This is a genomic window from Streptomyces cinerochromogenes, assembly GCF_014648635.1.
Classification (GTDB): domain Bacteria; phylum Actinomycetota; class Actinomycetes; order Streptomycetales; family Streptomycetaceae; genus Streptomyces; species Streptomyces cinerochromogenes.
On sequence record NZ_BMRM01000001.1, the window covers coordinates 82489 to 95013 of the forward strand.

Below are 12525 nucleotides of genomic sequence, written 5' to 3' on the forward strand. Positions count from 1 at the left end.
CCATTGCGCGTAGCGCTGCCGCTGGGCACGATGAGGGCATGACCTCGCCGCTGCCCTCGCTTCCGGCTGCCTCCGTCCTGGACCTCGCCCCCGTCCTGCCCGTGGTCGTGCTCGCCGACGCCGCCGACGCCGTACCGCTCGCGCGGGCGCTGGTGGCGGGCGGACTGCCCGCGATCGAGGTGACGCTCAGGACGGAGGCGGCGCTGGAGGCGGTGCGCGCCATCGCCGGCGAGGTCCCGGAGGCGGTGGTCGGCGCGGGCACGGTGGTCACCCCGGAGCAGGTGGAGGCGTGTACGGCGGCCGGGGCGCGGTTCCTGGTCAGTCCGGGGTGGACGGAGGCGCTGCTGGCGGCGATGCGCGGGTCCGGGGTGCCGTTCCTGCCCGGGGTGTCGACCGCCTCGGAGGTGGTCGCGCTGCTGGAACGGGGGGTGCGGGAGATGAAGTTCTTCCCGGCACAGGCGGCGGGCGGCACGGCCTATCTGCGGTCGCTGGCCGGGCCGTTGCCGCAGGCCCGGTTCTGTCCGACGGGCGGGATCGGGCCGGAGACCGCGCCGGAGTACCTGTCCCTGCCCAACGTCGGCTGTGTCGGCGGCAGTTGGATGGTCCCGGCGGAGGCGGTGGCCGCCGGGGACTGGGACCGGATCGAGGAGCTGGCGCGGGCGGCGGCCGGGCTCGGGCCGGCCGGCCGGCTCAGGGGCGCAGGTGGGACGTGTCGTTGAAGAGCCGGACGCTCGCGTTGCCGTCCGCGTAGTACGCCACCGCCGACAGGGAGGCCGCCGAGAGCTCCATCCGGAACAGCGACTCGGGCGGGGCACCGAGGGCGAGGCGGACCAGGGTCTTGATCGGGGTGACGTGCGTGACCAGCAGGACCGTGCGGCCCGCGTACGCGGCGACCAGCTTGTCCCGTGTGGCGGCGATCCGGGTGGCCGTCTCGGCGAAGCTCTCGCCGCCGCCGGTGGGGCGGGCCTCCGGGTCGGCGAGCCAGGCGTTCAGGTCCTCCGGGTGGCGCTCGCGGACCTCGCCGAAGGTCAGGCCCTCCCAGGCACCGAAGTCCGTCTCCCGCAGGCCGTCCTCGACCGCCACCTCCAGCCCCAGGCGGGCGGCGACGATCTCCGCGGTCTCGCGGGTACGGGCGAGGGGGGAGGCCACGACCGCCTGGACCGTGCCGCGCCTGGCGAGTGCCTCGGCGACACGGTGCGCCTGCTCCCGGCCGGCCGCGGACAGGGCGGGGTCGGTGCCGCCGCTGCCGGAGAAGCGCTTCTGGGGGGTGAGGGGGGTCTCGCCGTGCCGGAGCAGGACGAGGGTGGCGGGGGCGCCGAGGTCGGGGGCGGCGCTCCAGCCGGGGGTGCTGGAGAGGTGCCGCTCGCCGGAAGGTGACGCTGCGGCGGCCTCCGTCTCGCGTACCGCTTCCGCTTCGACATCGTCCTCGGCCGCAGCGGCCACCGGCTTCACCTGACCGGCCGACCGGCCCTCCGCCAGCGCCGCGCGGGCCTTCGCCGCGCCCGCCGCGGCGTCCCCCGGCGGACCCGACGGCTCCGGGACGGCGGACGGGGCGTCCAGGGCCGCCCTGGACTCGGACGGGGACCACTGCCGGCCCTTCGCGCCCGCGTCCATCGCCTCGTTGGCCAGGCGGTCGGCGTGCTTGTTCCGCTCCCGCGGGATCCACTCGTAGGTGACCTGGTCCGGCGGGAACACGGCGCGGGCCTCGGTGGCCAGGGGCTTCATCGAGGGGTGCTTGATCTTCCAGCGGCCCGACATCTGCTCGATGACGAGCTTGGAGTCCATGCGGACGTGCACCGCCGCGCCGGCGTCGAGGGCGTGGGCGGCGCGCAGGCCGGCCAGGAGACCGCGGTACTCGGCGACGTTGTTCGTGGCGACGCCGATGTACTCGGCCGCCTCCGCCAGCGTCTCCCCCGTCGCCGCGTCACGGACCACGGCCCCGTAGCCCGCGGGCCCGGGGTTGCCCCGCGACCCGCCGTCGGCCTCGACGATGAACTCGCGCACGCCCAGCGCCCCCAACGCCCCTACAGACCCGACTCGGCCGTGCGCACCAGGATGCGGCGGCAGTTCTCGCAGCGGACCACCGTGTCCGGGGCCGCCGCGCGGATCTCGTTCAGCTCGGTGATGGCCAGCTCCTGCCGGCAGCCCTGGCAGGTGCGGGCGTACAGCTTGGCCGCGCCGATCCCGCCCTGCTGCGCGCGCAGCTTGTCGTAGAGCTTCAGCAGGTCGGCGGGGACGGAGGCCGCCACGACCTCGCGCTCCTTGGTGACCGAGGCGACCTCGGTGTCGATCTGCTCGACCGCCGCGTCCCGCCGGCCGGTCGCGTCGTCGATCTTCGCCTGGACGGAGCCGACCCGCTCGGTCAGCTCGGTCACCCGCTCCTGCGCGGCCTCACGGCGCTCCATGACCTCCAGGACGACGTCCTCCAGGTCGCCCTGCCGCTTGGCGAGGGAGGCGATCTCGTGCTGGAGGTTGGACAGGTCCTTCGGCGAGGTGACCGCGCCGGAGTCCAGGCGCTGCTGGTCGCGGGCGGCGCGCTGGCGCACCTGGTCGACGTCCTGCTCGGCCTTGGTCTGCTCGCGGGCGCAGTCGCTCTCCTCGGTCTGCGCGGCCACGAGCAGGTCGCGCAGCTGCGTGAGGTCCTTCGTCAGCGACTCGATCTCGGCGTGCTCCGGCAGGGACCTCCGCTTGTGCGCGAGCTGCTGGAGGCGGACGTCGAGGTCCTGGACGTCGAGGAGGCGGATCTGGTCGGCGGGCGCGGCGTTCAGTTGGGGGCTCCTGTTTAGCTAGAGGTGGTGGACGCCGCGTGGGCGGTCCAGGGGTCGGTGACCGTCTTGGAGACGTGGACGCGCAGGTCCCAGCCGTGGCGGTCGGAGATCTCGTCGAGCTGGCTCGCGGCCAGCTCGCACCAGGGCCACTCGGTGGCCCAGTGCGCCGCGTCGAGCAGCGCGAGGGGGCTCTGGGCCACCGCCTCGGACGCCGGGTGGTGGCGCAGGTCGGCGGTGAGGAAGGCGTCGACGCCGGCCGCGCGGACGTGCTCGAAGAGGCTGTCGCCGGAGCCGCCGCTGACGGCGACCGTGCGGACGACGGCCTCGGGGTCGCCGGCCACCCGGATGCCCTGCGCGGTGGCGGGCAGCCGCTCGGCGGCCCGGGCGGCCAGCTCGCGGACGGTGAGCGGGTGGTCGAGTTCGCAGACACGGCCCAGGCCCCGGCAGCCGTGCGGGTCGGAGGGATCCGGCACGAGGGGGCGTACGACCCTCAGGCCGAGGGCTCCGGCCAGGGCGTCGGAGACACCCGGGTCGGCGGTGTCGGCGTTGGTGTGGGCGACGTGCAGCGCGATGTCGTTCTTGATCAGCGTGTGCACGACCCGGCCCTTGAAGTGCGTGGCCGCGACCGTGGTCGTACCGCGCAGGTAGAGCGGGTGGTGGGTGACCAGCAGGTCGGCGCCGAGCTTCACCGCCTCGTCGACGATCTCCTGCACGGGGTCGACGGCGAACAGCACCCGGGTGACCTCCTGACCGGGGTCTCCCACCACCGTGCCGACCGCGTCCCAGGACTCGGCCCGCTCAGCGGGCCACAGGTTCTCCAGCGCGGCGATGACTTCAGACAGACGGGGCACGGCCCAAGGCTACCTGGCTGTTCGCCGGGGCTGTACCGCATGCGTCCGGTCTGACCCCGGTCAGCACACACGCCCCGGTTCCTCAGGAGAATCGCTTCTGCGCCACCCGTACGTGTGAAGCCGGAGAGGGCCGGTCCCCCGCCTGTGCGTGCGAAAACTAGCTTCGTCGCCGGAGGTGACGAAGCGATGACGGCCTGTGCGATCGAAGCCCCGTCCGCGGAGGGAGCCGACGGCATGCCGGAGGCGGGGTGTGTGATCACGGCGGACGGCGCGTACGCCGCCCGGCTCGCACGCGAGGGCGACTCCTGGTTCCCGGAGCGCTGGACCCTGGACGGCCCCGAGCCGTACGCCGTGCCGCTGCCCGGCAACCAGCCGGAGGAGCCCGGCACCGAGGTGCAGCCGATGGGCGACGGGCGGGTGCTGATCCACCGGCTGGTGGCCGGGCGGCACGCCTTCTCGCTGCTGTACCCGACCGGTCCCGGCACCGGGGAGCTGCCGCTGGGGGCGGTGGAGTGCCCGGAGCCCGGCACCCGGCTCACCCTGCTGCCGCCGGCGCCGGGGGGTGTACGGGCGTACGCGCTCGCGGCCGGGCCGCGCTCCGGCGTGGTGTGGCTGGTGGCGGGCGGTGCGTTCGGGCCCGAGCGGCTCGCCGAGGTGCCGGGGCGCTGCTCCGGCGGGGTCTGGCTGGACGGTGCCGGGCGGATGCTGGCGCTCGACCGGGAACTGGGCGGGCGCACCAAGACGGTCGTGGTGGACCTGGAGCACGGGGAGGTCTCGCCGCTGCTGCAGATCGCGGACGGCAGCGACGACCGGCTGCTGCTCGCCGACCCGGACAGCGGCCTGCTGCTGATCTCCTCCGACGCGCCCTCCCCCGGGCAGGAACGATTGGGCTGGGGGGTGCTCGGCAGCACCCTGCCGGTGCGGTTCCCGGAGTGCCTTCGGATGCCGGAGTGCGCGGTGACCCCGTTCGCGATCCAGCCCGGCCAGGCGCTGATGCCGGAGAACTGCGCGGTGGGCCTCAGGCTCGACGGCGCGTTCGGCAGCTGGGTGGGGACCTGGCGGCCGGCCGAACGCCGGGTCCGCCATCTCGCGGCGCCCGAGGGCTGGCTCGCGGGGGCCGGGGTGTGGACCCGGGACGGGGTGCTGCGGCTGCCGTACGCCACGCGGACGGCGCCGTGCGGGGTGACGGATGTCGCCGGCGCCGCCGAGACGGCCGACGTGGCGGACATGCCCCGGGTGGCGGAGGGGGCGGCGGCTGCGCACCCGGACCCCGTGGCGGCGGACGAGGAAGCGGCGGTGGCGGCAGCGCGTCCGGCGCTGACGGAATCGAACCTTCCGGCGACGGAAGCGAACCTTCCGGTGACGGAAGCGGATCCTCCGGTGCCGGCGGCGACCCGTCCCGTTCCGTTGCAACAGGCGCCTCTGGCACGTCTTGTAACGAACTAGTGGCGGTTGGCGTGTGCGCCTGGATTCGGACCGTGGTGCGCCGGTTACACTCGCCCGGCTGTACGAAAGATCATGTTGACGGGGTGAATACGTCCGATGAGCGACACCAGCACGACTGAGCAGCTGTCTGCCGACTCTTACGAGACCGCCGGCCACGGCCGGCACCGGGGTCCGGTAGCGGCCCAGGAGAACGAGTCGACTCCGCACGGCCGGCACCGTAAGCCGGTCCAGGAGGCGGCCGAGGCGGCTGCCTGACGGCAGTGAAGAAGAGGGGGCGTTCGCCGGGCGGACGCCCCCTTCGCCGTACCCCTGCTCACCCCCGCCTGAGCGCCAGCACCTCCGCCGCCGCGAACGTCTCGCCCCGCGGCCGGGCGGCGTAGTGCGGGGTGAGCAGTGCGTCGAGTTCGTCGTAGCTGAAGGTCTCCTGCTTGCTGTCGAACTTGGCCGCAACGCGCGGCCGTTCGAGTACGGCCACCATGCCGCCGTGGACGACGAGCAGCTGGCCGCTGATCCCGGCGGCGGCCGGCGAGGCCAGGTAGCCGACGAGCGGGGCGACGTGCGCGGGGGCCAGCGGGTCCAGGCCCTCGCCGGGCTCCCGCAGACCCGCGAAGACGTCCTCGGTCATCCGGGTCCGGGCGCGCGGGCAGATGACGTTGGCCGTGACGCCGTACTTGGCGAGGGCGAGGGCGGTGGAGGTGGTCAGGCCGACGATCCCGCCCTTCGCCGCCGCATAGTTGGGCTGGCCCGCGGAACCGGCCACGAAGGCCTCCGAGGAGGTGTTCACGATCCGCCCGTACACCGCCGCCCCGGCCGCCTTGGACCGCTCCCGCCAGTGCGCGGCGGCGAACCGGGTGGTGTTGAAGTGGCCTTTGAGGTGGACCCGGATCACGGAGTCCCACTCGTCCTCCGTCATGGAGAAGACCATGCGGTCGCGCAGGATGCCGGCGTTGTTGACGAGGATGTCCAGCTTGCCGAACTCCTCGACCGCCAGCCGGACCAGCTCACCGGCCTGCCGGAAGTCGGCGACGTCCCCGGTGTGCGGTACGGCGGTGCCGCCGGCCGTGCGGATCTCCTCGGCGACCTGCTCCGCGGGGCCCGCCGACGCCGCGCCCGAGCCGTCCCGGCCGGGCTGCCCGAAGTCGTTGACGACGACGGCCGCGCCGAGCCGGGCGAGTTCCAGGGCCTCGGCCCGGCCGAGCCCGCGCCCGGCGCCGGTGACGATCGCGGAGAGTCCCTCGAGTGGCAGTGACATCAGCCGGCTTCCCTCAGATCTCGATGCAGGTGCGCAGGGCGGTCCCGGTGCGCATCTGGTCCAGTGCCTCGTCGATCTCCGCGAGCGGCACCCGGTGGGTGATCAGGCCGGCCAGGTCGACCCGGCCGGCCCGCCACAGGGCGATCGTGCGCTCGTAGGAGCGCAGCACGTCGCCGCCGCCGTACAGGGACGGCAGGATGCGCTTCTCGTCGAAGAACAGCTCGAACATGTTGAGCCGCAGGAAGTCGTCCATGGCGCCGGCGCCGACCACGACGAGGGTGCCGCCGCGCCGGGTGTTCTCGTAGGCGGTGCGGGCGGTGGCGGACCTGCCGACGACCTCGAAGACGTAGTCGAAGCCCTCGCCGCCGGTGACCTGCTGCCTGGCGTCGGCCAGCTCCTCCGGTGGAACCGCCCTGGTCGCACCGAACCTCAGGGCGGACTCGCGCCGGGAGGCGACCGGGTCGACGGCGACGATCTCGGCGGCGCCCTTCAGCCGCGCCCCCTGTACGGCGGAGATGCCGACGCCTCCGCACCCGATGACGGCGACCGACGAACCGGCCGCCACGTCGGCGGTGTTGAGGGCGGCGCCGAGTCCGGTGGTCACCCCGCAGCCGATCAGGGCGGCGATGTCGAAGGGCACGTCCTCGGGGACGGGCACGGCGCAGCCGGCGTCGACCACGACCTCCTCGGCGAACGTGCCGGTGCCCGCGAAGCCGAACAGGTCGCCGCCGGGGCGCCGGAAGTTGGGGGTGCCCGCGTTCATGAACCCGGCCAGGCAGAGCTGGGTCTGCCCGCGCCTGCACGCCGGACAGGCGCCGCAGGCCGGCAGCCAGCACAGCACGACCCGGTCACCCGGCTTCAGGTGCCGTACGCCGTCCCCCACCTCCAGGATCTCCCCGGCGCCCTCGTGACCGGGGACGAAGGGGGCCGGCTGGGGCAGCACCCCGTTCATCGCGGACAGGTCGGAGTGGCACAGCCCGGTGGCGCGCACCCGGATCCTGACCTTGCCGGGACCGAAGCCCACCGCCTCGACGTCGTCGAGGACCTCCAGCTTCTCCTGGCCGATCTCGTGCAGTACGGCTGCGCGCATTGCGGCTCCCCTCGCGGTCTCTCACTCGCGGACTGTCACCCGCGGTCTCTCTCGGTCTCCCACTCGCGGTCTCTCGCTCGCGGTCTCACACCCGCCGACCGTCCCCGGCGGTCTCGCGGTCCGGCGGTCTCGCGGTCTCCCGGCCGCTCAGGAGTGCTGGACGACGGTGTCGGCGAGGACGGGCGCGTCGTCCCGTTCGACGGCGCTCACGGCGACCCGCACGGAGCCCTCGGAGGCCCACATCCGGATCCGCAGGGTCTCCCCCGGGTACACGACCCCGGCGAACCGTGCGGTGTACGACCGCACCCGGCCCACATCGCCGCCGAGCAGGGTGTCCACGACCGCCTTGAGCGTGACGCCGTAGGTGCACAGCCCGTGCAGGATGGGGCGTTCGAAGCCGGCGGGCTTGGCGAACTCGGGGTCGGCGTGCAGGGGGTTCCAGTCGCCGGACAGGCGGTAGAGCAGCGCCTGGTCCTCGCGCAGGTGCCGCTCGACGACCCGGTCCGGTTCCCCGGCGGGCGGTTCCGGCCGGGCGGACGGCCCCCGGTCGCCGCCCCAGCCGCCCTCTCCCCGTACGAAGATCTGCGCGTCGTTGGTCCACAACGGGCCGTCGGCGTCTCTCACTTCGGTGCGCATGACGAGGACGGCGGCCTTGCCCTTGTCGTACACGGCGGCGATGCGGCTGGTGGCGGTGGCGGTGCCCTCGACCGGGATGGGGCGGTGCAGGGTGAGCGTCTGGCCGCCGTGCAGGACCTTGGCGAGATCGACGTCGACGCCCGGCATGGACAGTCCGCTGATCACCCCGGGTGAGCCGGCGCCCGCGACGGTGGCGAAGCTCGGCAGGACGTGCAGGCGGGACTCCAGGGTGTAGCGCAGTTCGTCGGGGTCGGTGGCGGGGACGCCCGCGCCGATGCCGAGGTGGTAGAGCAGGACGTCCTTGCGCGTCCAGGAGATCTCTCCCGACCGGGGTCCGGCGGCGAGTGCCTGGGCTGCGTCGATGGGCATGGGGCTCCTGACGGGTCTCAAGACCTCGGTGCGGACGTCCGCACCGTCGGCCGCACCGAGGTCGTCCACGAGCGGATCTAGAACGCGTTCCAGTCCGGCGCCCTCTGTATAGCCGAGCGCTCCGCAGTTGTGAAGGCTCCTGACGCCGCGTCAGCTCGGGACATGTGTACTGCCCGACTCCCCACATGCGTCTCTGCCGGGGCCGGGCCCCGTTCCGTACCGTTCGATCCGTACGCTGTGCTGCCCCGCCGCGACCGGGCGGGGAGAGACGAACGGTTCGAACGGGGGACACCGATATGACGTGGTGGCGGAGACTGCGCTGCCGGCCGGCGGCCTTGCAGTCCCAACGGCCGGCGTGGCGGGCGGAGACGCGGCGTGTCAGGGCGGCCCGGCGGAGCGGCGAGGCCGTGGACCATCCGGGCCCGCCGCCCACCGGCTTCGCCCTGCTGCCCTGGCTGCTGATGGGCATGGGCTCCTTCTCCAACCTGCTCCAGGGCCGGACCCCGGACCCGTGGATCGGCGGCCTGGGCCTGCTGGCCTTCAACTCGCTCTACGTCTACGTCACCTTCCGCGCCTTCGACCGGGCCAAGCGGCAGTCGGTGTCCACCCGGGTGGCGCTGGGCCTGATGGGCCTGCTGACCACGGGCCTGGCCCTCGGCTACGGCGGCAGCTGGCTGATGTTCTTCCCGCTGCTGGGCCTGGCCACCGGCGCCGTCCTGCGCGGGCCGTGGCTGGGCCGCACCGGCATCCTGCTCGCGGTGTACGCCGGTGCCGTCTCCGCCGTCCAGGACGGCTGGGAGGACGCGACCAGCATCGGCTACGGCACCTTCATCTCCGCCATGGTGACCGCCGCGATCCTCAGCCTGTCGGAGGCGGTACGGGAACTGCGGGCCGCCCGCGAGGAGCTGGCCCGGCGCGCGGTGGAGCAGGAGCGGCTGCGGTTCTCCCGGGATCTGCACGATCTGCTCGGGCACACGCTGTCGGTGGTCGTGGTGAAGTCGGAGGCGGCCCGCCGGCTGGCCCCGCGCGACATGGACGCGGCGCTGGCGCAGATCTCGGACATCGAGTCGGTGGGGCGGCAGGCGCTCACCGAGATACGGGAGGCGGTGACCGGCTACCGGGAGGGCAGCCTCGCCACCGAGCTGGCCCGGGCCCGGTCGGCGCTGAACGCGGCGAGCGTGCGGGTGGTGGTCCGCCAGTCCGGGGCGCCGCTCGACCCGCAGACCGAGGCGCTGCTCGGCTGGGTGGTGCGCGAGGCGGTCACCAACGTCGTCCGGCACAGCCGCGCGAGCCGCTGCGAGATCACCGTGACGGGGGCCGCCGAGCGGGTCCGGCTGACGGTCACGGACGACGGCACGGGCACGGTCACGGACGACGGCACGGGCACGGGCACGGGCGCCGGCACCGGCACCGGCACCGGCACGGACGCCGATACGGGCTCCGGCGCCTTCCCCGGCGGAGGGGTGGGCGGTACCGGGCTGAAGGGGCTGGCCGAGCGCCTCGCGGCGGCGGGCGGCTCCCTGACGGCCGGCCCGGCGCCGCGCGGCGGCTTCACCGTCACCGCCGACCTACCGGCCGGCGGTGACGAGCCGGTGCCGTCGGCGGCTACGGCGCCCAGGGCGCTGTGACCGCCCAGCTGACGTCGTCGGTCCAGGAGGCGGCGCTGTCGAAGGCGTTGGATCCGCCGCTGCTCGCTATGTAGAGGTTGTGGTCGTAGTGGCGCAGGTACCTCGTCGGGTAGTTGTACGACGCGAACGAGGTACCCGTGCCGCTCTTGCCGGTCTGCGGGCAGAAGGTGGCGTCGGCCCGGAACTGTGCGGTGCCGTCCATGGGCTGCCGGCGGACCCGGTAGTCGTAGTGGCGCAGGAAGTCACCGGGGTAGTTCCGGGACTCGAAGGAGACACAGGAGCTGTCGGCGAGCCCGCGGCGGACGATCCAGGTGGCGTCGTTCCTGTCCAGGGACGAACTGCTCGACGTCACCGGGGAGATGACGGCCGCGTCGTTCTGGTGGCGGACGTAGTCGCCGGTGCAGCAGGGGGTCGTGGCGCGCAGGGAGATCTCCGAGCCGGGGCCGAGCGTGCCGGTGCTGCCGGTCGGGCCGCCGTAGCCGACGGAGACGATGTCGGCCTGGACGGCGTCGTCGGCGGCGTCGGTCGGGATCCCGGCGGTCATCACGCCCTCGAAGAAGGAGCCGATGGAACCGTTGCTGTTGTCACCGCCGGTGCCGAGGACGATCGCGCCCTCCTGGTGCATCGGCGAGTAACCGCCGGCGGTGGGCTCGCCCCCGGAATAGGTGGTCGTCAGCCCGCCCGACCGGGCGTTCGCGTATTTCAGCGCGAAATGGTTCTGGCCGTTGTTCTTCAGCAGCGCGGTCACGAAAGGAAGCGGTCCGGTCCCGGTGTCGGCGGTGTTCCTGCTGTGGCCGGCGTCGGACTGGAACAGCCCGTTCTCCAGGTCGGCCTGCACCCACGGCCCCTGTCCGTAGCAGGGTGAGAACCAGCACTCGGTGCCGAAGTTGATGGCGTCCATGTGGCCGTTGCCGGTGTCCATGTTGTTGGTCTCGGCGTTGCCGTAGTCGAAGCAGCAGCGGTTGTTGACGTGGGTGCCCGAGGTCACCATGTACATCCCCTCGGCCTGCCCGTTCACGGCCACGCCCGAGGTGGAGTTGTCCCGGTAGCCCATGCCGGCGGAGATCTCCAGGCCGTAGACCTGGTGGCCGCCGGCGGTCACCGGCAGGGCGTCCGCGGGCGCCCCCACATCGGCCGCCCCGGCCCCGCCGGCACCCTCGACCGTGAGGTCGTTGTGGCGCGGGGACTGGTCGTAGATCTCGGTGATGACGCACGTCGTGCCGGAGCAGAAGGAGTCCTGCGCCGCGGCGTTGGCGTACCCGCCGGCGGACAGCAGACCGATGTTCGTCTTCGCCCCGTCCCTGGCTCGCTGCACCTGGTACAGCGGCCCGTTGTACGACGTGTAGAGCGCCCGGACCAGGCTGTGCGCGGCGACACAGGGCGTGCCGGCGGCGGCGTAGAGGTCACAGGGCAGCGAACCCGCGGCGGCGGCCGGGGGCGCGCCGGCGCCGAGGAGCAGTGCGGCCAGGGCGGCGCAGACGGCGAGGAGGGACAGGAGTGCGCGGGGGGTTCTCAACAGCACGGTGGGCACCTCGGGTTCGTCGCGGGGCGAGGCTTGTCGTCGTGGGGTGGGCTTGTTGCCGTGGAGGGAGGCTTGTCGTCGTGGGGCTGGGGTCGGGCAGCACGCGCGTGGCGCGCGTCCGATATCCCGAACGTTGTTCGACCGAAATACCGAACTCATTCATCTGCGCAATGGGACGGGAATTGCGAGAAACGCAGGGGCGATTGTTTGGGCCCCGCCGAGTGCCGTCAACCCCCGCCGCAGCGGACCATGCCGAGTCTTTACAGGCCGGCCATCAGGCCGTCGAGCGGAGCGGGGACGCGGTCGGGGTCGAGCGCCTCGACGAGGACGCGGCCGTAGCGGATCTTCCGCCCCTTCTTCGTGCCGAGGAAGCGCCGCACCTGCTGCTCCGCGCTGCGGCCCTGCTGCGCGGGCTGGCGCAGGAAGGTCTGCAGGGCGCGCAGATCACCCTCCGCCCGGACCAGCTCCCGCACCCGGGGCACGCCCAGCGCCCGGATCAGCTCGTCCTCCAGGTCGGCCGCGCAGACGAAGAACCCGTGCGGTGCCGCACCGGCCCGCTCCCAGCCGCGGGCGTAGTAGCCGCGCTCCCGCTCGTCGCACAGCCCCGTGAGACGCAACCCCAGTCCGGACGGCCCGAGGAGGCCGGCGAAGCGACCGACGTTCATCGCCCCGCCCATCGGAAGCACGCAGACCCCTTCGGCCGCCAGGTCCCGGTCCCGGCTCGCGGCCAGCGCGTCGACCGCCGCCGCGTCGCTCAGCCCTTCGAGCAGCACGACCGCCCGGACGGACAGCCGCCCCGCCAGCTCCCGCGCGGGCCCGCCGGAGCCACCGGCCGCCCACGCGGTGACCGCTTCCCGAAACGCCCCCATGTCAGCCATGGGACCGAGTCTCCGCCCTTTCCGGGCCCCGCGGTAGGCAATGACCGCCGGGAGCCCGGCGCCTGAGGAAGCCCGCTCCCCTGGC

12 protein-coding genes are annotated in these 12525 nt (G+C 73.7%); 4 read left to right on the forward strand and 8 right to left on the reverse strand.

Translation table 11 applies throughout. The features are described from left to right. Positions 1-38 precede the first annotated feature (38 nt). Positions 39-719: a bifunctional 4-hydroxy-2-oxoglutarate aldolase/2-dehydro-3-deoxy-phosphogluconate aldolase gene (locus IEZ20_RS00315; RefSeq protein WP_189294007.1), complete on the forward strand. Its 681-nt coding sequence runs from the start codon at positions 39-41 to the stop codon at positions 717-719. Here IEZ20_RS00315 and IEZ20_RS00320 read toward each other — a convergent pair. Genes IEZ20_RS00320 through IEZ20_RS00330 form a run of 3 tightly spaced genes read right to left on the reverse strand, consistent with a single transcriptional unit; the run spans position 691 to position 3619 of the window. After that, complete coding sequence (locus tag IEZ20_RS00320) at positions 691-2004, reverse strand: bifunctional RNase H/acid phosphatase (RefSeq protein WP_189294008.1); 1314 nt, start codon at positions 2002-2004, stop codon at positions 691-693. The two genes, IEZ20_RS00315 and IEZ20_RS00320, sit on opposite strands and share 29 nt — an antisense overlap. 20 nt (positions 2005-2024) lie before the next feature. Then, a complete protein-coding gene (locus IEZ20_RS00325) occupies positions 2025-2768 on the reverse strand; it encodes a zinc ribbon domain-containing protein (protein WP_189294611.1) in 744 nt (247 codons plus the stop codon). Positions 2769-2782: 14 nt separating this feature from the next. Beyond that, a complete protein-coding gene (locus IEZ20_RS00330) occupies positions 2783-3619 on the reverse strand; it encodes a Nif3-like dinuclear metal center hexameric protein (protein WP_189294009.1) in 837 nt (278 codons plus the stop codon). A 186-nt stretch (positions 3620-3805) separates the two neighbouring features. Here IEZ20_RS00330 and IEZ20_RS00335 point away from each other — a divergent pair, with 186 nt between their 5' ends. Both IEZ20_RS00335 and IEZ20_RS00340 read left to right on the forward strand, forming a co-directional pair. After that, positions 3806-5065: a hypothetical protein gene (locus IEZ20_RS00335; protein WP_189294010.1), complete on the forward strand. Its 1260-nt coding sequence runs from the start codon at positions 3806-3808 to the stop codon at positions 5063-5065. Between the two features lie 96 nt (positions 5066-5161). Continuing rightward, positions 5162-5320, forward strand: coding sequence for a hypothetical protein (locus IEZ20_RS00340; RefSeq protein ID WP_189294011.1), 159 nt, complete (start codon positions 5162-5164; stop codon positions 5318-5320). Positions 5321-5378: 58 nt separating this feature from the next. On the opposite strand, the gene IEZ20_RS00345 is transcribed toward IEZ20_RS00340, so the two are convergent. The 3 genes from IEZ20_RS00345 to chsH3 form a co-directional block, all read right to left on the reverse strand. Beyond that, positions 5379-6317, reverse strand: coding sequence for a 3-oxoacyl-ACP reductase (locus tag IEZ20_RS00345; RefSeq protein WP_189294012.1), 939 nt, complete (start codon positions 6315-6317; stop codon positions 5379-5381). Between the two features lie 13 nt (positions 6318-6330). Then, positions 6331-7407, reverse strand: coding sequence for a Zn-dependent alcohol dehydrogenase (locus IEZ20_RS00350; protein WP_189294013.1), 1077 nt, complete (start codon positions 7405-7407; stop codon positions 6331-6333). A 147-nt stretch (positions 7408-7554) separates the two neighbouring features. Further along, positions 7555-8412 (reverse strand): enoyl-CoA hydratase ChsH3, encoded by an 858-nt coding sequence (chsH3, locus tag IEZ20_RS00355; RefSeq protein ID WP_189294014.1) that lies wholly within the window; start codon positions 8410-8412, stop codon positions 7555-7557. A 296-nt stretch (positions 8413-8708) separates the two neighbouring features. On the opposite strand from chsH3, the gene IEZ20_RS00360 reads away from it, so the two are divergent. Further along, complete coding sequence (locus tag IEZ20_RS00360; RefSeq protein ID WP_189294015.1) at positions 8709-10040, forward strand: sensor histidine kinase; 1332 nt, start codon at positions 8709-8711, stop codon at positions 10038-10040. Here the strand turns inward: IEZ20_RS00360 and IEZ20_RS00365 are convergent. Next, positions 10018-11571 (reverse strand): alpha-L-arabinofuranosidase B, encoded by a 1554-nt coding sequence (locus tag IEZ20_RS00365; protein ID WP_189294016.1) that lies wholly within the window; start codon positions 11569-11571, stop codon positions 10018-10020. The genes IEZ20_RS00360 and IEZ20_RS00365 overlap by 23 nt on opposite strands. Before the next feature lie 251 nt (positions 11572-11822). Further along, positions 11823-12440, reverse strand: coding sequence for a TOPRIM nucleotidyl transferase/hydrolase domain-containing protein (locus IEZ20_RS00370; RefSeq protein WP_189294017.1), 618 nt, complete (start codon positions 12438-12440; stop codon positions 11823-11825). Positions 12441-12525 lie beyond the last annotated feature (85 nt).

Excerpts from the sequence above, each read along its gene's own strand:
- IEZ20_RS00360 (WP_189294015.1), top strand. The coding sequence starts at position 8,709 with ATGACGTGGTGGCGGAGACTGCGCTGCCGGCCGGCGGCCTTGCAGTCC.
- IEZ20_RS00370 (WP_189294017.1), bottom strand. The coding sequence starts at position 12,440 with ATGGCTGACATGGGGGCGTTTCGGGAAGCGGTCACCGCGTGGGCGGCC.
- IEZ20_RS00345 (WP_189294012.1), bottom strand. The coding sequence starts at position 6,317 with ATGTCACTGCCACTCGAGGGACTCTCCGCGATCGTCACCGGCGCCGGG.
- IEZ20_RS00335 (WP_189294010.1), top strand. The coding sequence starts at position 3,806 with ATGACGGCCTGTGCGATCGAAGCCCCGTCCGCGGAGGGAGCCGACGGC.
- chsH3 (WP_189294014.1), bottom strand. The coding sequence starts at position 8,412 with ATGCCCATCGACGCAGCCCAGGCACTCGCCGCCGGACCCCGGTCGGGA.
- IEZ20_RS00340 (WP_189294011.1), top strand. The coding sequence starts at position 5,162 with ATGAGCGACACCAGCACGACTGAGCAGCTGTCTGCCGACTCTTACGAG.
- IEZ20_RS00315 (WP_189294007.1), top strand. The coding sequence starts at position 39 with ATGACCTCGCCGCTGCCCTCGCTTCCGGCTGCCTCCGTCCTGGACCTC.
- IEZ20_RS00350 (WP_189294013.1), bottom strand. The coding sequence starts at position 7,407 with ATGCGCGCAGCCGTACTGCACGAGATCGGCCAGGAGAAGCTGGAGGTC.